Raw genomic sequence first — 20,264 nt, forward strand, 5'->3', positions numbered from 1 at the left:
CTGACGTGTGCCTTAACAGTCCATGAATTCGGCTGTTATTCGCCGTCCTTCGATGTGCGTTCACGGGTTTGAGTGTGCGGCGGCCACGGTGGCGACACGCTGCTCGGTCACCCAGGAGACACACTCAACGTTTTCCCCAGTCCCAGCGCGGTGTGCTGAGCAGGTCCTGGCCGGTGATGCGAGTTTCGCCCCAGTCCTTGTAGAGCTCGATCTCCACGGCCCCGCCGCGATCGCTGTCCGCGACCGGCACCGTGTCGAGAAACTTCAGCAACGACCGCGAGTGCGTCACGACCACAACCTGAGTCTGCGCGGCGGCGGCGCGGATCAGTGAGGCAAGCGGTCGCACCAGGTCGGGATGCAGCGAGGTCTCCGGCTCGTTGAGCACCATCAGCGACGGCACTTCCGGGCTCAACAGCGCAGCGGCCCACAGCAGGAACCGCAGTGTGCCATCGGATAATTCGGCCGCGCGCAACGGACGCAGCATGCCGCGCTGACGCAGCTGGAGGTCGAACAACCCGTCGTGTATCGCGACCGAGATCGTGGCGCCGTCGAAAGCGTCTGCGATGACCCGGCTTAACTCGTCGGATCCTGATTCGAGGATGGTTTGAATCGCCGCGGCCAGGTCGCTGCCGTCGTCGCTCAGCACCGGGGTGCGCGTGCCCACCTGCGGCCGGCGGGCGGGTGCTTCGCCGTCGACACGAAACCCGTCGTAGAACCGCCACCCGCGCAGTCGCTCCCGCACCGCTGCGAGTTCGGGAAGCGCGTGCGGGTTGGCGTACTCGGCAAGCACACTGCGGTACAGGGGCAACGATCGGCTCAGTTCGTCAAAACCGTTGTCGGCGTTGACGGCTTCGGCGAAAGCCCGCGATCGGCTCACCAGCGTCGCGCTGGGCCGCAACACCGGTCCGGCGAATATGATCTCCCGTTTGATCTCGGGATCGCGGACGAAGACCGACGGCCCGGCCGACTGCGGGATGCCGAGGTCGACAAGATAGCCGAAATCATCTGCGGCGAAGCCCATTTCGAGCGAGACGGGCCGGGTGCGAACCGTGCCTTCGGTCTTGCGGGAGCGCCGCGCGCCCTTGAGTTGCTCGGGACCGGCCCACAGCACCGACTGCAACCCGCCCTCGCGGGCCAGTGAGCCGATGACCTCGCCCCGGCCGCAGTCCGCCAACAGGCGCAGCGCCCGGTAGACCGACGACTTCCCCACGCCGTTGGCGCCGGTGATGAGCGACAGCCGCCCCAGCGGCAGGATGACCTCGCGCAGCGACCGGTACCCGCGGATCGCGACCGTCTGCAACATGTCGCCGACTGTACGGACACCCTCTGACGCGTTGTCAGCTCTCGGCGGTGTCGAGCAGTTGCACCTCTTCGAGGTCCATCTCGGACTGCAGTTCGCGCAACACCAGGTCGTCGATCACCCGCTGATTGCGCAGCCCGATGATGGCCCGGCGCTTGTGCTCGAGCACCCCGAGGCGCACCCGCCGAATCATGTCGTCGCGCCGGGCCAGGTCGCCGGTCGAGGTGCCGTCGTCGCACTCCGTCACGAGCGCCGCGTGCTCGTCATATTCCTTTTGCAGGCGGCCCAGCATTTTCGGGCTGGCGCCGAGTTCGCCGGCCACCACCGGCAGCGCCTCGAGCGCGGCCTTGGCGCCGACACTGCGGGCCAGTTGGAGTTCCTCGGCGTAGGCGATGTCTTCGGGCATGCGCGCCCAGCGAACGACGGCGGGCAGGGTGATGCCTTGGACCAGCACGGTGGTGAGGATGACGACGACCACGATGAAGATGAGCAGACTCCGGTCCGGGAACGGCGCCCCGCTCAGCGTGGTCGCGGGGACGGCAAGCGCCGCGGCGAGCGAGACTGCGCCGCGGAATCCGGCCCACGCGGTCACGAAGCGCTGGCGCCACGGGACACGACGCTCCCGCTGCACCTCACGGCGGTCGATCAGGCGCAGCAGCAACGTGGTGAACTCGCCCCAGAAGATCCGCGACACGATGACGACGCCGGTGACGGCGAACGCGATGAACAGGGCATGACGAATTCCGCCGCCGACGCCGTCGATGCCGCGAATGGCGCCCGGGATCTGCACGCCGACGAACACCCACAGCGAGCCGTTGATCAAGAACGTTGCCATCTCCCAGAAGCCGTAGGACAGCAGCCGGGAACGCGCCCGAATCACCACCGGCCCGGAGTAGGCGAGCACCAGGGCCGATACCAGCACCGCGACTACGCCGCTGCAGTCCAGCGCCTGAGCCAGCAAGAACGCCGCGAACGGCGTCAGCAGGCTCATGGCACCTTCTTCTTGCGGCGCGTCGATTCGCTTGCGCGCCAGGGTGACCAACCCGCCGACCAGCAAGCCTGCGGCGATACCGCCCAGGTAGGAGGTGACGAAGCGCAGGACCAGATGGGGCGGGCCGATTTCGGCCCCGCCGATCGCGACGTGGATGGTCACGAAGAACAGCACCAGCGCCGTCCCGTCGTTGATGAGACTCTCGGCGCGCAGCACGGTCAGCGTCCGGCGCGGCAATTTTTTCGCCAGGCCGGCCACGGCGGCGGCGTCGGTGGGGGAGAGCACGGCGCCCAGGACCGCGGCCGCGTGGGATTCCATGCCGAGCGCGCGCGCGGTCCAGGACACGGCGACCGCGGTGACGATCACCAGGATGACGGAGAGGAAGACGATGATGCGCAGGTTGGCGCGGACCTCGCGCAGGCTGGTGCCCAGGCCTTCCCAGTACAGGATGGCCGGCAAGAACAGCAGCAGAACGATCTCGCCGTTGATGTGAATGTGGGCGAACGCGGGGATCAGACCCAGCAGCGTGCCCAGAAAAATAAGCAGCACCGGCGGGCCCACGCGATAGCGACGGCCCAGCACCGTTCCGACGATGACGGCCGACACGAGCGCAACGATGACTTCGAGCCCAAACACGTGCCCATCCTGCCGTACCGGACGGCCTCTAGTTATCTGGGCCGAAACACGTCACAAACATGTAATGGCGCAATGGGTTCGACGAGGCGCCCTACGTGCAGTCGCAGCAGTCGCCACAATCGCAGCAACAGTCGCAGCCATCGCAGCAGCAAATGCAGGCGCCGTCACCGCGCCCGCCCTTGCGTTTGTTGCCGGGGTCAGGGGTCTCGCCCTCGGGGTTTTCGCCGGTCGGATAGCCGGCGCCGACCGGCTGGTTGCCGAAGTTGATGCCCTCCTGCTGACCGTGCGGGGTGCCGCAGGTGGGATGGCCGGACCGGCTGAAGGTACGCGAGATCGCCCGTCGTACCTCGCGGGTCAGCAACCGCTGGGCCAGCCGGCCGTCGGTGAACTCGACCTCGGCCAAGGCCAATTCGATACCGAGTGCCGCGTCGTCACACAGGACCCGGGCCTGCTCCATCGGAGTTTCCGTGGCGGCCAACGGGTTCCACTTACCACGGGCGAGGTCGTCGTGGTAATCCTCGACCGCGTCGAGCAGGTGCGCGACCCGTCCGAACAGCTGACCGATCTCGCGCAGCGGCGCCTGGTTGCCCGGGCGGCCGGCGAGCAGTGCGGTGTGGGCGAACGCCTCGGCGACCGCGGTTTCGGTGGGCTCGGTCACCAGCAGCAGCGAGCTGCCCGGCCCGGCCGTCGCCTCGAGCTGTCCCTGGCGGTCCATCGCCGCGACTAGCACGCCGGTGTCGAATCCCAGGGTGTGACCGGTGTCGGTGCCCTGGCGCACCCAGCGCTCGGCGATGCGGCGCGCGGCCGGTCGCACGCCGGCGGCCCCGACCATGCCGTCGTGGTCGTCGACGTGATCGCGGACCCGGGCCGCGGCCAGGGCCAGGGACACGACGGCGGCCAGCCGTGCGCAGTCGCCGGTGGCCACCTCGGCGCGCCGCATGCCACGCCCCGGGCAGGGTCCGGCCGTGCGGCGGGTGGGCTGCTCAGGGGACTGCGCTTCGACCAGAAGGGAGACCACCAGGCCGTCGTAGTTGGTGGCGATCCGCGCGGACTGGCCGTAGTCGTCGCGGAGTGCCAGACACAATCCGCACAGTTGGGCGGTCCAGGCTGCTGCGAGCTCACTGCCCAGTCGATGACGGCAGGGCCGAATGATGCCGAACATGCACAGAAGCTACCCGACCCACAGCAAACGCGCGCCCGAAAACGACGACCTGGGAGCGGCGAGGGCAAAGATTGCCGTAAGGGAAAATCGCGCTGCCAACATGGTGATCATCACAATCCCGCGGCCAGGACGCCGAACGGGAACATTCTGCGCCCCGCCATAATGGAGGCGATGACTGTCGTGAAGATCAGGCTATTGATGACCGTCGCGATCCTCGTCTCGTCGATGCTGGTGGGTTGCCACTTCGAGAGCAGAAACCCGCCGACGTCGAAGTCCCTTGTGGTTCCGATGGATCAGGTGCTCAAGCAGAACAGCATCACCCAGAACGTCACGTTGGCGGTGGGGAACACGCTGAAACTGCAGCTGGGCTCGAATTACAGCACCCCGTTCCGGTGGCAGGTCGACACGAAGATCGCCGACGGTTCGATCATCGAGCAAACCAGTCACCAGTATGTACAGCCGAGCACCGATGCGCTGGGCGCACCCGGCAGCGAGGTGTGGATGTTCACGGCGCTCAAGCCGGGGACAACGACGATTTCCACCTATTACTCGAGCTTCGTGGGCAAGAACACCGCGCCGGTGTGCCAGTACACCGCGATCGTGACTGTGCAGTAAAACACTGCGAACGGCCACTGCCTCAGCTAACGTCTGGCTGTGCTTGGCTTACTTCGCAAGTGGTCGCAATTGACCAATGTGCCCGCCGAGTTGCACGACGAGCTCGAGGCCGAGGGGCTTATCTTTCTGGCCGGCCGGGTCGGCGTCGTGCGGCATTTCAGTGGGCATGTCCCGGGCGTCTTCTCGGCCTCGGGTGTCGCGCGCTATACGGGCGCGTTCGCATTGAGCGCCGCACGGGTCGTCGCCACCTTCCCGACGCGTGCGGACGCCAATCTGCGGTCGATCGACTGCCCCTGGGATACCAACAAGGGTCCGGCGGCCGCGACGATCACCCGTAAGGGTCTGCTGATCGACATCGATCTGCGCGGCGTGGACCGTGCTTTCAGCGGGTCGATGAAACTGCATTACAAGCGACGTGTGCCCGACGAGGTGCTGGAGCGGGTGCCGACCACGTCACTGCGGTTCCCGGTGGACCCGGTATTCGTGTATCGCGCCACCGGAGTGCGCCCCAAGTCGTAGGGTCAAGCGATGAACACCGTCGTGGACTTCCACTTCGACCCGATGTGTCCCTTCGCGTTTCAGACGTCGTTGTGGATCCGCGATGTGCGTGACCAACTGGGCATCACCATCAATTGGCGGTTCTTCAGCCTGGAAGATATCAACCGGGCCGACGGCAAGAAGCATCCGTGGGAGCGCGACTGGTCCTACGGCTGGTCGCTGATGCGGATCGGCGCGCTGCTGCGTCGCACCGACATGGAGTTGCTCGACCGGTGGTACGCCGCGATCGGCCACGAGCTGCACACCCTGGGCGGCAAGCCGCACGAGCCCGCGGTGGCGCGAAAGTTGTTGAGCGACATCGGCGTCGACGATGCGAATCTTGATGCGGCACTTGCCGATCCGACCACCCACGACGAGGTTCGCGCCGAGCATCAGACAGTGGTGGATGCGGGCGGCTACGGTGTCCCGACGCTGTTCATCGACGAACAGTGCCTGTTCGGTCCGGTGTTGGTGGATCCGCCGACGGGGTCGGCGGCGCTGAGACTCTGGGACGTCGTGACCGGAATGGCCGAGCTGCCGCATGTGTACGAGCTGCAGCGGCCCAAGACGGCGGCCGACGCCGAGCTGATCGGCAAGAGTCTGCGTCCGTACCTCGACGGTCGCGATTGGGTCAGCATCAATCGCGGTGAAGTGCTCGACGTCGAGCGGCTCACCGGTGGATCTTCGGGCTGAAATGTGGCGAGTGTGACTGCGCCGCCGGCGGGGGAGGCACACGTTTTGCCCGCCTCTGAGCGACAATTCGCGGCCCGGCGTCACCCACGCAGCTGGCGGGCGACCTCGCCGTACCGCTCGAAACGCTCGTCATCGCCCAGGGCGTTGTAAAGGGCTACGCGCGTGGCGATTCCGCCGTACTTCTGGGTCAGCGCGTCGGCCAGGCCATCCCACGTCGACTCGGTGGCAAAAGCCGCGATGTGTTCGTCGCTGATCTGGGCCGCCATGCCCGCGAAATCGCCGGCCTTCTGCTTCTCGCGGATGCGGGCAGTGGTGCCCTCGAATCCGGCCTCGTCCCAGATGAACGCGTAATTGGGGGTACTGCCGTAGAAGGCCATGCTGGTGCGCACCGTCTCGCGTTGGGAGTCGCGTTCTTCGTCGCTGTCGCCGACGATCGTCATGGCCGGGACGATGATCGCGATGTCCGACGGTGAGCGCCTGGCCCGCTGCGCGCCGGCGGCGATGTTGGGCAGCACATGACGTTTGAGGTAACCGAGTTCGCCGAGCGGGTGGACGTGCACGCCGTCGGCCACCTCGCCGGCCATCCGCAACATCCACGGATTGACCGCCGCGACATCGACTTTCGGATCGGGCGCATCGATCGGGCCCGCGCTCCACTGCGGCGTGATGAAGTCGAGGTCGTAGAACTCGCCGTGGTGATCGAGCTTGCCGGTACGGAACGCCGAGAAGCACGCCTTGACTGCCAGCACGTAGTCGCGCAGCCGCGGGCCGGGGCGTTCGAAGGCAACACCGTAGCGGCGCACGACATGCGTGCGCACCTGGGTGCCCAGGCCGAGGCGGAAGTTGCCGCCGGTCGCCTCCTGCAGCTCCCATGCCGCGGCGGCGGTGACGAACGGGCTGCGCGGGAAGGCCACCGCGACACCGGTGGACAGCTGGAGTCCGGGAGCTGCCTGCGAGGCCACCGCGGCGTTGAGATAGGCGGTGCGGCCGGTTTCGGTGAACAGCATGCCGGAGAAGCCGGCGGCCTCAGTGCGCTGGGCCACGCCGCCGATCTGAGTCAACGGTTGCGGAACCGTCATCACGTCAATGTGCACGGCGCAACCCTATGCCTTGTCGTGATTACTGGGCCGCGAGCGTGGCGTTCTGCGGAACGCGCGGAATCTCCGAGGCAGGCACCGGGGGACAGAAGAAGTTGCCCTGCACTGCGTCGCAACCGTATTCCTTGAGACGCAGGGCTGTTTCCGCGTCTCCGACACCTTCGGCGATCGAGGCGATGCCGAACTTCGTCGTCAACTCGATCACCGAACGGGCAATCGTGGCGGCGCGTTCGTCGTGCAGAATCGGCGCGATGAACAGGCGGTCGAGTTTGACGTCGTCGATCGGCAGTTCGCGCAGGTAGGTCAGCGAGGCGTAGCCGCTGCCGAAGTCGTCGATCGCCACCCGGATGCCGGACTCGCGCAAGCGATCGAGCACCGCGCGCGCCTTCGCCAGGTCGGCCACCAACAGGTCCTCGGTGATCTCGACCGTGAGCGAACTGGGGGACATGCAGCGCGCCTCGAGCACCGACATGATGCGGTCGGGCAGGGCGTCTTCGTCCAGCGAGGGCGCCCACAGGTTGATCGCGACGGGGATAGCCGCCCCGGCCGCGTACCACTCCGACGCGTCGGCGACCGCCCGCGACAGCACCAGGTCGGTCACGGCGTCCATGAGTCCGTGGTCGCGGACCAACGGCAAGAATTCGCCGGGCTCGAGCGTGCCGAGTTCTGGGTGCTCCCATCGGACCAATGCTTCGGCGCCACAGACGGATCCGGTCACCATGTCGAACTTCGGCTGGTACAGCAGCGTCAGCAGGCGATCGTCGATGGCCCGTCGCAGTTCGCCCAGCAGTTGCAGGCGGGCCATGCCGTCGTCGTGTGTCGGGTGTTTACCGCGCTCGGCAAACATGGCGGGGGTGAAAGTCTGCACATCGGTCGAGCTGGCGTGCTGAGCCCAGCTGCGGGCCGCGCTGGCCTGGTCGAGAAGCTCGGCCGGCATCAGGGCCGAGCCGGGTTCGGTTCCGGCTGAGGCCAAGCCGATGTTGAGGTGTATGTGCAGCCGATGATTCTCGAGTTCGAGAGGCTCGGCGAAGGCATAGACCAGTTTTCTTGCGACTTGTGCGGCGACCTCGGGGCGGTCTTGGACCAGGATGGCGAAGTCGTCCCCGTTCATCCGCGCGACCGTGTCGGCGGGGCGCACATTGACTTGGAGCCGCTCACCGACACTGCGCAGTAGCTCATCGCCGACGGCATAACCGAGCGTGTCGTTCACCATCTTGAAATCACTGATATTGAGCGCAATTACGCTGGCCGGGACGTCGTGGTGAATGTGCAACCGGGCCGCGTGCGCGAGCCGATCGTCGAATAGCCGCTGATTGGCTAACCCGGTCAAGGGGTCCCGCAGGGCCGCTTCTGACAGGGCAGCGGCCAGATGTTGTTTGCGGTCGAGCAATAGCAAGTGGCGGGCGACCGTGGCTATGAATAGCAGCACGCAGACCGAGAAAATGAATGCCTCGGCCCGGGTCGTGGGCCAAAAGTGCACAGCCCCCACGGCGATGGCCAACAACACGGGCCCGTACGGCAGCCACAGCGAGATTCTCGGCAGCGGCTCAGAAAAGCCGAGATCGAGCTCGGGGCCGGGGCGAGACGCAATTCCAGAAAGGGCGATGAAATACATTCCGACGGCCCAGCCGAAAATGACGACGTCATGGGGCACTCGTTCGGGATGATCTTCCCAGACGTGGATGATTCCGGCGATCGCAATGGCCGCCCAGCCCACGGTCATAAATGTCGGGGAGAGTTTGCGGCCCGGCTCGGATTTGCGCACGGTGATGATCGACATCACGAAAAGCCCGGCGTACACCGCGGTCGCGGCGGCCAACAACATCAAGGGCATCGTGACGATTTGTTCGGGTTGGCCGAAATGGCCCAGCACCAGGATGGCCAACACGATCAACAACGACGCCGCGACAAGGATGCCGTCGAGCAGGAGGCCGATCCCGAACCGGGAGTCGTCGCGGCTGGGAATGGTGGCGGCGGTGGCCAAGGCGCACAAGGGCAAGATGACGAAACCCAAGTTGGCCGCCGAGACGCCCGCCATGGGGGGAATGCCGCCCAGAGTTACGTACCACCACACCGCTTGGCCGGCCGTCCAGCCGGCTAGCCCGATGCTCAGCACGGTCCACGCGAGACGTTGGCGACCCCGACCGATCCGCGCGGCGGCGACGGCGCAGCCGTTGGAGAACATGCCGATAATCCAGAGTCCGATCGGACCGGTGACCGCGCGATCTGACGGGCCGGTTCTGGTGAACAACAGCAAGCCGAACACGAGCAGACCGACAGTCGCCAACAGAGCTAGCGCGGTTCGGCGTCGCGTCAGTGAGAACATTTCTCCTGCCCTGTCGTATGCGGTTGTCCGAAGCAGAATAAGGCACGGTGCGGGCGTCCGTGCTCCCTATAGTGGTGCTTTTAACGATTTCGCCGAAAAGTCTTCGGGTCGTTACGGGGTGGGCTGTCTGGCTATACCAGAAGTACCCCGGTGATAGCGATTCGGGAATGAATTCGAAATCGGTGATGCGGTGTCACTGAGGTTCTGCGGCAAAGACGACATCGGGGTTGAGGATGCCGGCCGGGTCGAAAGACAGCTTGATCCGGTGCAGCAGGTCGACCTTGACGGGGTCTTCGAGTTCGCGCCAGTACGGAGCCTTGGCGCGGCCGAGCCCGTGTTCACCGGAGATCGCGCCGCCCAATTCCATTGCGAGAGCGAAGATGTCGGTCAACAGCTGCTTGCGGGTGTCGGGGTCCTTGCAGAAGATCGCCAGGTGCACGTTGCCGTCACCGGCGTGGCCGCAGCCCGCCGCGCCGCCGCCGGCCGCCGTCGCCAGACCACGCACGGCCTCGAGGAACTTCGGCATGGCCCCACGCGGGACGACGGTGTCGATCAGGTCGTCGGCGCCGATCGCCTTCAGCGTCCAGAACGCGTTCTCGCGCGCCTCGATCAGCTTGCGCGCCGAACCACCTTCCAGCACATAGGCATCCGCGGCTCCGAGCTCGGCGAGCAGCTCACCGGCTCGCTCGATATCCTCTTCCAATCGGTCCGCGGTTCGGTTCTCAAGTCCCACAACGAGATACGCCTGACAGCTGTCACGGATCCGGTCGGGGACACCGAGTTCGAGGTTCTGGGTGTGGACGAGAGCGGCCATCGTCAGGTTGTCGATGTATTCAAGGATGTAGGGGCCTAAGCCGCTGGCGATGACCTGCGGCACCGCCTCCATGACCTGATCGAAATCGGCGAACGGCGCGAGCACCGTGGCGCTGTGCTCCAGGCGCGGATGCAGCTTGACGATCACCTCGGTGGCCAAAGCGAGAGTGCCTTCGGAGCCGACGATGAGTTGGGTCAGGTCGTAGCCGGTGGACACCTTCGCGATCTTGCCGCCGGTGCGGATGATCTCGCCGGTCGGCAACACGGCCTGCAGCCCGAGCACGTTGTGGCGAGCGATCCCGTATTTGACCGCGCGCATCCCACCGGCGTTGGTGCCGACGTTCCCGCCGACGCTGGAGGACAGCTCGCCCGGCTGGACCATGTAGCGCAAGCCTGAAGCGGTGGTGGCCTCGTCCAGCTCGGTGAGCGTCACGCCCGGTTGGACGACGGCGACCTGGTTGGTGGTGTCGATCTCGAGGACCTTATTCATCCGCTCAAACGAGATGACCAGCCCCTCTGCACGGGGCAGTGCCGCGCCCGACAGTCCAGTGCCGGATCCGCGGGCGGTCACCGGAACCTGGTGCTCGGTGGCCGCTTTCAGCAGCTGCGCCACCTCTTCGGCGGTGGCGGGTTTGGCGACGTATGCCGGCCGCTGCGGCGGGTGATTCAACTCTTCGTCGTGCCAGTAGTCGTCGGGGATGGCGTCGCCTACCAGGAGGTTGTGGCCGCCGACGATTTCTGTCAGCCGGGTCGCGATGTCGCTCATGAAGGCCTCACCTTCTGACTGTGCGTGCCGATCAACTCTATAGCCGTCGGCGTGGTGAGCCGCCGCACGTTATGTCGAGGCCGATAGCGGGAACCCGCGAGGCTGACTGTCTTCGGGGTCGGCGGAAGGAATACGCATTGTTCTCCTCGTATCGCTCGCGTCTGGGTACGCGGTTCGGGGCATACGAGCTGCGATCGCTCCTCGGCGCGGACGACACCGGCGAGGTATTCGGGGCGTACGACACCGCTAACGATCGGATGGTCGCCCTCAAGCTGGTGCGTGCGAAGATTGCGCGCAGTCCTGGCTTTCAGCAACGCTTTTGGCGAGAAGCCCAAACGGCGGCGCGATTGCAGGAGCCGCACCTCATCCCGGTGCACGACGTCGGCGAAATCGACGGAGTGCTCTTCGTCGATATGGAGTTGATCGAGGGCCGCAGCCTGCGCGACCTGCTGCGCGAGCAGGGTGCGCTGGAACCGTCGCGTGCGGTGTCGATCGCCGGGCAGGTGGCGCGTGCACTGGATGCCGCGCACGCCGCCGGGCTGGTGCACGGCGATGTGACGCCGGAGAATGTGCTGCTTACGCGCGACGACTTCGCGTACCTGCTCGACTTCGGCACGTCGCTTTCGGGCTCATTGGCTTACCTGGCGCCAGAACGGTTCAGCGGCGGCCGGATTGGACCTGCGGCGGATATCTACTCGCTGGCCTGTGTGCTCTACGGGTGCCTGGCCGGTCAACCGCCGTACGAGGGTGCTGAGCAGGAGATGCGGGACGCACACCTGTTCTTGCCGGCGCCGCGGCCCAGCATCATGCGCCGCGGCATCGGCCATGGCCTCGACGACGTCATCGCGGGCGCGATGGCAAAGCAGCCGGCGCAACGGTATGGCTCCGCGGGCGAGTTCGCCCGGGCGGCCAGGGAAGTGGTGTCGCCTTCTCATGAGCCGGTTGCTGCCGGTCCGGTGCTGCCCCGCACCCGACCGTTCCCGGCGATCTATCCGAATCCGGACGACACCGGTTTCAGCCCTTATGCACCGCCATCGGCGGAGCCTTCCGCGACGTCACGGCCTGCACCCGCGCGCCGCATCCATGCGCCGCTGATTCTCGCCGCGGCGGCCGTGGTGGTGTTGATCGCCGGATTGATACTGGCCGTGATATCGGTGTTCGGTGGCGATCACAACGGCTCGCCGCCCACGTCTGTGACGGCGGCGCCACCTGTGCCGTCGGCCGCGCCGTCGACGACCCCCAAGACGGCGACGCTGTCACGGCCGGTGAAGGGTGCCGACGGGTTGGGGTTCGTCGGCGAGACCGCCCGGTGTGACCCGGGGAATCCGCCCGCCGCCGTGGTGCGCACCAACAAGTCGCTGGCGGTGGTGTGCCAAAACCTCAGTGGTACTTACTATTACCGCGGTGAACGGATCAGCGACCGAGCCAACATCGAACTGTCCAACGCCGAACGCGTCGGCGATGGATTCGATGTCACCAATCCGGTCGACGGTGTTGTCTACCAGGTCCGGCCCGATCGGCTGAAGATCATCAGCAACGGTCACGTCGATTCGTCGGAGCGGGTGCTGGAATACGCGACGGCGTCGTAACCGGTTCGGGCGGGCCGAGAAGGCCGGTGCCGTAAGTACTTTGGGCGCCGATGCGGGTGCGCCATGCCATCACTGCTCTCAGTGACCCCCACCCACCGCATTTATCAGGCGTGTCACGAACTCGTCGTCCACCGGTTCTTTGGAGAACCAGCGTCGATAGAAGAGCGGGCCCACCAGGCTGGCGACCACCTCCGTGGGGGGCCGGTCTGAGGAGATTTCGCCGCGTCGTTGCGCGCGATCGGTCACGGCCACGAACGGCGACATCATTGCTTCGTGTAGGGCGGCCTGCACGCGGGCCAGCTCCGGATCGCGTTCGGCCGCATCGACGATCGACGGCAGAATCGACGCCCATTGGGCGCCCCGCAGGTCCGCGGCGAGGTCGTGGACCAGTGTGGCCATGTCGGCGTCGAAGCTGCCGCTGTCCGGAATCGGCCGAGACGCGCCGAGTTTGGAGCAGGCGTCCAGTAGCAGGGCGCTGCGCGATGGCCAGTGTCGGTAGATCGTCGTTTTGGCAACGCCGGAACGACGGGATATTTCCTCCACGCTGACTCCGCCGATGCCGCCCTCGGTCAGCAGCCGGTACGTCTCCGTGAGCACTGCCTCGACGGAGCGCTCGACTCGCTTGTCGAGGCCGGTAACGGTCGGTTTTTCCACGGACTCATTATCGCGATCTTGACCCCTGTTGTAACGCTACGCTACCGTATCGTATTGTTAGGTCGAATCGCGGCGATCATGGGCGTCGAACGAGGAGTTCATCGGGTGAAGGTTGACGGAAAGCTCGCCGTGGTGACGGGCGGGGGCGCAGGCATCGGCTTGGCGATTACGAAAGCGTTGCGAACCGCGGGGGCCGACGTACTGATCGTCGGCCGTAACGGAGCCCGGCTTCAGGCAGTCCAGGACATCGACCCCCAAATCCGAACCGTGACGGCCGATCTTCGCGATCCGGCCGAGCGGGCAAGGCTTGTCGATCAGCTGAGCAGGGGCCGCCCACTGGACATTTTGATCAACAATGCCGGCACGATGACCCAGATCGACCTCCGGGGCTCGACTGCTCAGACGTTGATGGAGGACGAGGTGGCCGTTGACCTGCTGGCGCCGATGCACCTGTCGATCGCCTTGCTGCCACTGCTGCTCGATCGATCCGAGGGTGCGATTGTCAATGTGACCACGGGCCTGATCTATGCGCCGTTGGCGGCCAATCCCGGGTATGCCGCGGCCAAGGCAGGCATGCACGCGTTCACGCAGGCGCTGCGCCAGCAGACCAGGAAGGGGCGGCTCCAGGTGCTGGAAGTGCTGCCGCCGACCGTTGACACCGACCTGACCCGTGGCTACGGCGGCCCGAAAATCACCCCGGCGGCGGTGGGCAACGCGGTTGTCCGTGGGCTGACAACAGGCCGCGACGAGCTGCGAATCGGGCAGGTGAAGTTTCTCTATCCGATGTCACGGCTGATGCCCAACGGCACCTTCTCGATCATGAATCGTTTTGTCACCCAAGAGTAAACCTGAACGCTGAGCGCTAAACATCAAACGAGAGAAGTAGTTTCATGACTGCTGCACCGGAAGTGCCGCCCTGGCTCGACACGACAGTGTTCCCGTATGAGAACCACTATCTGGAGATCGATGGCAATACCGTGCACTACGTCGACGAAGGCGCCGGCCCGGTGCTGCTGCTCCTACACGGGAATCCCACGTGGTCTTTCCTGTATCGGCATATGATCGCGGAGTTGTCCGGCTCTTTCCGATGCATCGCCCTCGACTATCCCGGATTCGGGCTCAGCACTGCCCGTGAAGGCTACGGTTACAAACCCGTCGAGCACTCCGCGATCGTCGAAGCCTTCGTCGAAGCATTGGGGCTCAATGACATACGGTTGATGGTGCAGGACTGGGGTGGCCCGATTGGGCTCGGATTCGCCGGCCGCCGCCCCGACCTGATCCACTCGTTGATCATCGGCAACACCTGGGCATGGCCCGCCCAGGATGTCACCCACATCGCCATGTTCTCGCGTATCGCGGGGAACTTGGTCAGCCGGTGGCTGATCAAGCGCTTCAATCTCTTCGTCAGGCTGCTCATGCCCTCTGGCGTCAGCCGCAGCTTGACCGCCGCCGAGAAGGCCGCCTACCGGGGCCCGTTCCCGACACCGCGATCCCGAGTGCCCACCGCATTGTTCCCACACGAAATCCTCGCCAGCCGAGCCTTTCTCGCCGAGGTCGAAGCCGGATTGCCCGCACTGGCTGACAAGCCGGCGCTGATCGTATGGGGCGATGCTGACACCGGATTCCGGGCCAGCGAGCGTCAGCGATTCGAAGCCGCGTTCGCGCGCCACCGCACGGTCATTCTGGGCGGTGCCAAGCACTTCATTCAGGAGGACCGTCCCCATCAGATCTGCGCGGCAATTGTCTCCTTCGAACAGCAGACGCGTGGCGGGTAATACTGGGCAGACGCGGAAGGAACGATGGTGGCGTCCATTCAGGCCTACCCGATGCCGGCTAACGGCGGCGTCTCATCCCGCGGGATTGTGCACGACGACGGATAAAGCGCGCGCGATTCTCGTTGTGCGGTTGCGATATTGGTGTGGCGTCGCGGGGTCGAAGGCCAAGGAATCGCCCTCACCGAGCCGCAGTGTGTCGAAGCCGATGACGGCTTCCAGCTCTCCTTGCAGCACGTACAGATACTCGCGGCCGTCGTGCCGTACGGCCTGGCCACCGTCGCAGGACTGGCCACCAGGGGCGTAGACCACCTCGAGGAAGTCGACCCGGTCGTCATGCGTCGGAGTGAGTCGCTCCCAGCGGACCCCCGTCGAGAGTTCGATGACGCTGCGATCGCCCGCGCGTTGCACGATCCCCGTCCCGTTGGCGCCGCTCGCGCGACCCCAGTGGTGCGACGCAGTGGGTGGGGGCGCGAGCGCATCACCTGGCGCTGAGGACGCGGGCGCGGTTTTCGGGAGGTCGCCGGTGCCGAACAGGGCGTCCAGCGAGACGCCGAGCTCATTGGCCAAGGCGTAGACGACGCTGGCGGACGGTGTGGTAACTCCGCGTTCCACCTGCGAGACCAGACTCGCCGAGCAGCCGGCCCGGCGCGCTAGTTCCCGCACCGAGATGCCGCGCGCGTTCCGGAGCTGTCGAAGTCGCGGGCCGAGGCCCGTCGCCGTCCCCCCGACCGTGGGAGCCGTTGATCCGTTTTCTGTCACAGTTGCTCAGACCGTCCGTTATGTTGTACAGCTGTTTTTCCGGTTAGGGTACACAACAGCAGCCACAGTGCGCACTTAAACCCTGATAGAGGAACAGAAGTCGCGCTTACTCCGCGCTGCCATTCGGTTGTGCTGTGCGTTATCCTGCACACTCATGTACTGTAAAGCGGACAGGCAACGGACGAGGAGCTGAGACAAACATGGATCCTGACATTCGGATTGGTTGGCTGGGTACCGGCCGATTGGGGAGTGCTCTGGCGGCCCGCATGATCTCGAACGGCGTCGCGGTGACCGTCTGGAATCGGACCGCATCGAAAACGGCGCCGTTGGTGAACCTGGGCGCCTCCCGCGCGGAAACTCTCGGCGCGTTGGGCCGGTGCGACATCGTGTTCGTCACCGTGATGTCTTCGCCAGATCTGCTGGCCGTCACGGTCGGCTCCGATGGATTGTTGAGCCAGCAGCACGCGCCGCGCATCATCGTGAATTGTTCAACGGTGTCCGCCGAGGCCGCCGCTGAGGTCAGGGCCGAGGCCGAGCGCCGCAACGTCGGGTTTCTGTCAGCACCGGTCAGCGGCAACCCCGACGCGATTGCCGCTGGATCCGGGTCCATTGTCGCGTCGGGCCCGACGGAGGTTTTCGATGCGGTGCGGCCCTATCTGGAGGCGATCGCAGCCGGCGTGACCTACGCGGGCACGCGCGAGGAGGCGCTACTGGTCAAGCTGGCCCATAACTTGTTGGTGGGTATCTTTACCGAAGCGCTGGCCGAGGCGACGACTCTGGCGGAGAAGGGGGGCGTGGCACCCTCGGTTTTTCTGGATTTCATCGACGGGTCGGTGCTGGGCTCGAAGTTGTTGTCGGCCAAGGGCAAAGCAATTCGCGACCGCGACTACGAACCCACCTTCACCACAGCGGGTATGCGCAAAGACTTCGATCTTGGGCTGGCTGCGGCACGGGAGCTTGAGGTTCCGATGCCGATTGCCGCGAGCACTCACCAACTGCTCCAGACCGCCATCGGCCACGGATACGGCCAGTCTGACTACGTCGCGCTGTACGCCATGGCCACCCACGGCGCCGGGCTTGCTGATGGGCGGCCCTAGGAAAGCGGTCAGCCCAACGACTCGAACCCGAAGGGGGAGCTGGTTATGAACGAGGCAACAGTCAATTCGCCTGGCGGCGTTACTATTGCGGGCAAGCGCGTTTTGGTGACCGGGGCGAACCGCGGTCTCGGTAAGGCATTCGTGCAAGAGCTGCTCGACCGGGGAGCAGCCCGCGTGTACGCGGCGGCCCGAAATCCTGGCGCGGTCGACTGTGACGACGCTCGCGTCGTCCCGTTCAGTCTCGACATCACTAAACCGGATGACGTCCGAGACGCGGCATCGAGGTGCCCGGACGTCACGGTGCTGATCAACAACGCCGGGGCGATGCTGCGAAGCCCGTTGCTCGCGTCACCCGACCTGAGCGCGGCACGCAGCGAGATGGAGACCAATTACTTTGGAACACTGGCGATGTGCCGTGCATTCGCACCCGTGCTTGCCCGCCAAGGCGGCGGCGCGCTGGTCAACGTGCTGTCGATCGCCAGCTGGTTCGCATCTGCGTTCAACGGTTCTTACGGGGCGTCGAAATCGGCCGAGTGGGCCCTGACCAACGCGATTCGCGTCGAACTGCGCGCGCAGGGAACCCTCGTCGTCGGCGTGCACGCGGGGTGGATCGACACCGATATGGCCGACACCGTGGCAGCAGCGAAGCTTTCACCCGGCGACGTCGCTTCCCAGACGCTGGCTGCAATTCAGCACGGTGAAGAGGAGGTGCTGGCTGACGACATGACCCGCCACGTCAAGGCGTCGCTGCCTCACGACCTCACTTCACTGTACCCCGATGTTCAAAAACGTTGGGACGCCGGCGATCTGCCCTGGTGAGGATGGACTCGAAAGGAATCACGGATGTCACTGGAAACCACGGCCGGCCTGGCCATCAATCACGTGGGGGTGACCGTCCCCAATATCGATGCGGCGATCGACTGGTATGGCAAGGTCTTCGGCTTCCGCTGCATTATGGGCCCGCGGGAGCTTGATTCCGACGAACACCCAGAGGCCGCCGGCTTGTTCGGCAGTAGGTTTCGCCGAGCTCGGCAGGCCCATCTGCTGAGCACCAATTCGGTTGGTATCGAACTGTTCCAGTTCGTCGACCCGCCTACGCGCGGGCCGCGGTCGCCGCTGGATTCGGCGCCCTGGCTCGACCGTGGTCTGTGGCACTTATGCATCACCCACCCGGACGTTGCGGGCATGGTCGACCGCATCGTCGATCAAGGCGGCACATTGCTGGCGGCGCCGTACCACTTCGTGCCCGGCCGGCCCTGGATGCTGGCCTACACCACGGATCCGTGGGGCACCGTGATTGAGGTGATGAGCCACAGCTATGCCGAGGCTTTCAGCAATTGGCCTCAGCCGGGCCAATTGTCGCCACCCACACTCCTGTGACTCCCGTGACCAGCACTATCCGACCTGCCGGCTCACGGTGGCAATCGTGCAGCCGTTCTGTCCCGCACGCCACGCATGGAAGGCGGCCACGATGGTCACCGCGTGGCCGGTTCGAAGCCACGCCTCACCGGTCTCGGACTCGATCGCGACGGTGCCGCTGAGTACCAGGCAGTGGTCCACGCTGGAAGTCGCATGCAAGGGAATGTACGTGTGAGGCCCGATCGAGGTGATGCTCCAACTGATTTCACCTTGGCCAGCGGCTGAAGGTGCATTGTCGGACGCAGCGCCCTCGGTGAGTGGCCAAAGCCGGCAAGAGAGCACGGCCGCCTCATCCAGCGGTTGGTCGGCTGATTTCCACTCGAGGGCGGTCCTGGTCGCCGCATCGCTGAACGATACGGTTTCGGCCTGCACCGTTTTGTCGGTCAGGATTCCTGAACGGCCACTGCCGGCAACCCCGACGACGACGACGCGAGCGTTCACGACGGGCTGCCGGCCGCTGGCGTCAACGTGTTGACTCACATCATCACCCCAACCTCTCCAGCCGGGGGACAACCTGGTCGCCCAGACGGGCAACATAGCCGACTGGATCCGGATTGCCGGGCAGCGGACCGATGTTGATGAGCTCGACGCCGGCTTGAGCGAACCCTTCCACCGCGCGCCAGAATCCTGTCGGATCGTTGAGCGGGTCCAAATGCGGTCCTATCATCAGGGTCTTGCGGATCTCGGCGGGGTCCCGTCCGATCACGTCGCAGTGCTGCCGCAAAACATCGATTTTGCGCGTGAATTCTTCTGCGGTAGCCACACTGCTGTTCCAGATATCGGCGTATTGGGCGACCAGCCGTAGCGTCTTCTTTTCCCCCGAGCCGCCGATGAGGATCGGGGGTCGCCTAATGGGCGGTGGTTGGCAAATCGTTTCGGCGAGCTGATAGTGCCGACCGTGGTAGGGCCCGTCGTTGTCGCTCCACATCTGCCGGCAGATCTGGATTGACTCCTCGAGCATCTCGAAACGTCGCGCCAGTGGCGGATAGGGAATGCCCAGCGCCACATGCTCGCGCTCATACCAGGCGGCGCCGATGCCGAGCACAGCACGGCCCTGCGACAGGACGTCCAATGTGGTGAGCGTCTTGGCAAGGACGCCGGGGTAGCGGTACGTGACCCCGGACACCAACATGCCCAAGGCGATCTTTTCGGTCTGCGCGGCAACGAATCCCAGCGATGTATAGCCCTCCAGGAAGGGATCAGTTGCCTGGCCGATCCCTTCCATCTGGAACATGTGGTCGGCCAGCGTGAACATAGTGGCCCCGGCCTGTTCGGCGACGTGGGCCGACTCCGCCAGGGTTGGCCCCAACTTCTCCGGAGCGCCCGGCAGAAAATCGATGAAATGTATGCCTAGATCCATATCTTCGAGATCCCTATCCGTCTGATGATCGCTGCCTCAGGGCTGCCAGCCGCCCGCGCGGAGTCGGCGAGACGTGGTCGCCACAACAGCCATTCCGGGCCGCCCAACCAAAAACGGCAGCGACCCAGTAATCAAGTTAACTTGATCAACCTAGGCTGTCAATACCTACTGGAACGGGTTCGAATCGCTGCTTAGTTCTGCGGATCGGTTGCGGCGGCGCTGGTCACCCGGTCCAATACGGCCATCGCGTCGATGATGGTTTGTCGTTCTGCTTGGGTGCAGTGGCGAGAAAGCGCGGTGGTCAACCATTCGTCTGCGATCCGGTTTCGCCCGGAGATCACTTTTTCGCCGGCGGCGCTGAGCGACAACAGTATTCGTCTTCCGTCGGTGGGATCTCGCCGTCGTTTGATGAGCCGCTTGGCTCCAAGCGCACCCAGGATGGGTGTGATGGCTTGCGGTCGGACCTTTTCGGCGTGTGCGAGGTCGGCGGCGGACATTGGCCCCTCTTTGCCAAGCCGACTGAGTATGGCCTGCTGTGGCGGAGTCAGTCCCGAATTGTCTGCGCTCGCTAGAAGCTGGCGGCGCAGCCTGCTGAACACGACCCGTAAATCGTGCGCGGCGCGCGCAGCTGATCGGTAGGTATCGTCCGCATTCACATGTTGCAGGATATCCGCA

20 protein-coding genes are annotated in these 20,264 nt (G+C 65.2%); 9 read left to right on the forward strand and 11 right to left on the reverse strand.

The window, feature by feature from the left end; all coding sequences use genetic code 11:
• Positions 1–124: 124 nt before the first annotated feature.
• From ACAG21_RS07625 to ACAG21_RS07635, 3 genes are all read right to left on the reverse strand, one after another.
• Positions 125–1,303 carry an AAA family ATPase gene (locus tag ACAG21_RS07625; protein WP_370495334.1) on the reverse strand — a complete coding sequence of 393 codons (1,179 nt, stop codon included), beginning with the start codon at positions 1,301–1,303 and terminating at the stop codon, positions 125–127.
• A 34-nt stretch (positions 1,304–1,337) separates the two neighbouring features.
• Positions 1,338–2,927, reverse strand: a complete 1,590-nt coding sequence (locus tag ACAG21_RS07630; protein ID WP_370495335.1) for a Na+/H+ antiporter — start codon at positions 2,925–2,927, stop codon at positions 1,338–1,340.
• A gap of 91 nt (positions 2,928–3,018) precedes the next feature.
• Positions 3,019–4,089 (reverse strand): DUF5685 family protein, encoded by a 1,071-nt coding sequence (locus tag ACAG21_RS07635; protein ID WP_370495336.1) that lies wholly within the window; start codon positions 4,087–4,089, stop codon positions 3,019–3,021.
• A gap of 180 nt (positions 4,090–4,269) precedes the next feature.
• On the opposite strand from ACAG21_RS07635, the gene ACAG21_RS07640 reads away from it, so the two are divergent.
• From ACAG21_RS07640 to ACAG21_RS07650, 3 genes are read left to right on the forward strand one after another with little or no spacing between them, the layout of a single operon-like run.
• Positions 4,270–4,704 (forward strand): protease inhibitor I42 family protein, encoded by a 435-nt coding sequence (locus ACAG21_RS07640; RefSeq protein WP_370495496.1) that lies wholly within the window; start codon positions 4,270–4,272, stop codon positions 4,702–4,704.
• 39 nt (positions 4,705–4,743) lie between these two features.
• Positions 4,744–5,223, forward strand: coding sequence for a hypothetical protein (locus ACAG21_RS07645; protein WP_370495337.1), 480 nt, complete (start codon positions 4,744–4,746; stop codon positions 5,221–5,223).
• 9 nt (positions 5,224–5,232) lie between these two features.
• Positions 5,233–5,934, forward strand: coding sequence for a DsbA family protein (locus tag ACAG21_RS07650; protein ID WP_370495338.1), 702 nt, complete (start codon positions 5,233–5,235; stop codon positions 5,932–5,934).
• Positions 5,935–6,014: 80 nt separating this feature from the next.
• Here the strand turns inward: ACAG21_RS07650 and ACAG21_RS07655 are convergent, their stop codons facing one another.
• The 3 genes from ACAG21_RS07655 to ACAG21_RS07665 form a co-directional block, all read right to left on the reverse strand.
• Positions 6,015–7,028 (reverse strand): TIGR03617 family F420-dependent LLM class oxidoreductase, encoded by a 1,014-nt coding sequence (locus ACAG21_RS07655; RefSeq protein ID WP_370495340.1) that lies wholly within the window; start codon positions 7,026–7,028, stop codon positions 6,015–6,017.
• A 25-nt stretch (positions 7,029–7,053) separates the two neighbouring features.
• Positions 7,054–9,318 (reverse strand): putative bifunctional diguanylate cyclase/phosphodiesterase, encoded by a 2,265-nt coding sequence (locus tag ACAG21_RS07660; protein ID WP_370495342.1) that lies wholly within the window; start codon positions 9,316–9,318, stop codon positions 7,054–7,056.
• Positions 9,319–9,550: 232 nt separating this feature from the next.
• Positions 9,551–10,936 carry an FAD-binding oxidoreductase gene (locus tag ACAG21_RS07665; RefSeq protein WP_370495343.1) on the reverse strand — a complete coding sequence of 462 codons (1,386 nt, stop codon included), beginning with the start codon at positions 10,934–10,936 and terminating at the stop codon, positions 9,551–9,553.
• 137 nt (positions 10,937–11,073) lie between these two features.
• Here ACAG21_RS07665 and ACAG21_RS07670 point away from each other — a divergent pair, with 137 nt between their 5' ends.
• Positions 11,074–12,525 carry a serine/threonine-protein kinase gene (locus ACAG21_RS07670; RefSeq protein WP_370495344.1) on the forward strand — a complete coding sequence of 484 codons (1,452 nt, stop codon included), beginning with the start codon at positions 11,074–11,076 and terminating at the stop codon, positions 12,523–12,525.
• A 78-nt stretch (positions 12,526–12,603) separates the two neighbouring features.
• Here ACAG21_RS07670 and ACAG21_RS07675 read toward each other — a convergent pair whose 3' ends face one another.
• Positions 12,604–13,179 (reverse strand): TetR/AcrR family transcriptional regulator, encoded by a 576-nt coding sequence (locus ACAG21_RS07675; protein ID WP_370495346.1) that lies wholly within the window; start codon positions 13,177–13,179, stop codon positions 12,604–12,606.
• A gap of 105 nt (positions 13,180–13,284) precedes the next feature.
• Here ACAG21_RS07675 and ACAG21_RS07680 point away from each other — a divergent pair, with 105 nt between their 5' ends.
• A complete protein-coding gene (locus tag ACAG21_RS07680; RefSeq protein WP_370495347.1) occupies positions 13,285–14,025 on the forward strand; it encodes an SDR family NAD(P)-dependent oxidoreductase in 741 nt (246 codons plus the stop codon).
• Between the two features lie 44 nt (positions 14,026–14,069).
• A complete protein-coding gene (locus ACAG21_RS07685) occupies positions 14,070–14,954 on the forward strand; it encodes an alpha/beta fold hydrolase (protein ID WP_370495348.1) in 885 nt (294 codons plus the stop codon).
• Between the two features lie 72 nt (positions 14,955–15,026).
• Here ACAG21_RS07685 and ACAG21_RS07690 read toward each other — a convergent pair whose 3' ends face one another.
• Positions 15,027–15,713 (reverse strand): helix-turn-helix domain-containing protein, encoded by a 687-nt coding sequence (locus tag ACAG21_RS07690; RefSeq protein ID WP_370495350.1) that lies wholly within the window; start codon positions 15,711–15,713, stop codon positions 15,027–15,029.
• 200 nt (positions 15,714–15,913) lie between these two features.
• Here ACAG21_RS07690 and ACAG21_RS07695 point away from each other — a divergent pair, with 200 nt between their 5' ends.
• Genes ACAG21_RS07695 through ACAG21_RS07705 form a run of 3 tightly spaced genes read left to right on the forward strand, consistent with a single transcriptional unit; the run spans position 15,914 to position 18,190 of the window.
• Positions 15,914–16,810, forward strand: coding sequence for an NAD(P)-dependent oxidoreductase (locus ACAG21_RS07695; protein ID WP_370495351.1), 897 nt, complete (start codon positions 15,914–15,916; stop codon positions 16,808–16,810).
• 45 nt (positions 16,811–16,855) lie between these two features.
• A complete protein-coding gene (locus tag ACAG21_RS07700; RefSeq protein ID WP_370495352.1) occupies positions 16,856–17,629 on the forward strand; it encodes an SDR family oxidoreductase in 774 nt (257 codons plus the stop codon).
• 24 nt (positions 17,630–17,653) lie between these two features.
• Positions 17,654–18,190, forward strand: a complete 537-nt coding sequence (locus tag ACAG21_RS07705) for a VOC family protein (protein WP_370495353.1) — start codon at positions 17,654–17,656, stop codon at positions 18,188–18,190.
• A 15-nt stretch (positions 18,191–18,205) separates the two neighbouring features.
• Here the strand turns inward: ACAG21_RS07705 and ACAG21_RS07710 are convergent, their stop codons facing one another.
• The 3 genes from ACAG21_RS07710 to ACAG21_RS07720 form a co-directional block, all read right to left on the reverse strand.
• A complete protein-coding gene (locus ACAG21_RS07710; RefSeq protein ID WP_370495354.1) occupies positions 18,206–18,670 on the reverse strand; it encodes a hypothetical protein in 465 nt (154 codons plus the stop codon).
• Between the two features lie 43 nt (positions 18,671–18,713).
• Positions 18,714–19,589 (reverse strand): LLM class F420-dependent oxidoreductase, encoded by an 876-nt coding sequence (locus ACAG21_RS07715; protein WP_370495355.1) that lies wholly within the window; start codon positions 19,587–19,589, stop codon positions 18,714–18,716.
• A gap of 191 nt (positions 19,590–19,780) precedes the next feature.
• The gene (locus tag ACAG21_RS07720; RefSeq protein WP_370495357.1) at positions 19,781–20,245 is read right to left on the reverse strand and encodes a MarR family winged helix-turn-helix transcriptional regulator; all 465 of its coding nucleotides are present in this window, start codon (positions 20,243–20,245) and stop codon (positions 19,781–19,783) included.
• Positions 20,246–20,264: the final 19 nt, after the last annotated feature.

Origin of the sequence: Mycobacterium sp. pR1184, assembly GCF_041287235.1 — a bacterium.
In the GTDB taxonomy this organism is placed as follows: Bacteria; Actinomycetota; Actinomycetes; order Mycobacteriales; family Mycobacteriaceae; genus Mycobacterium.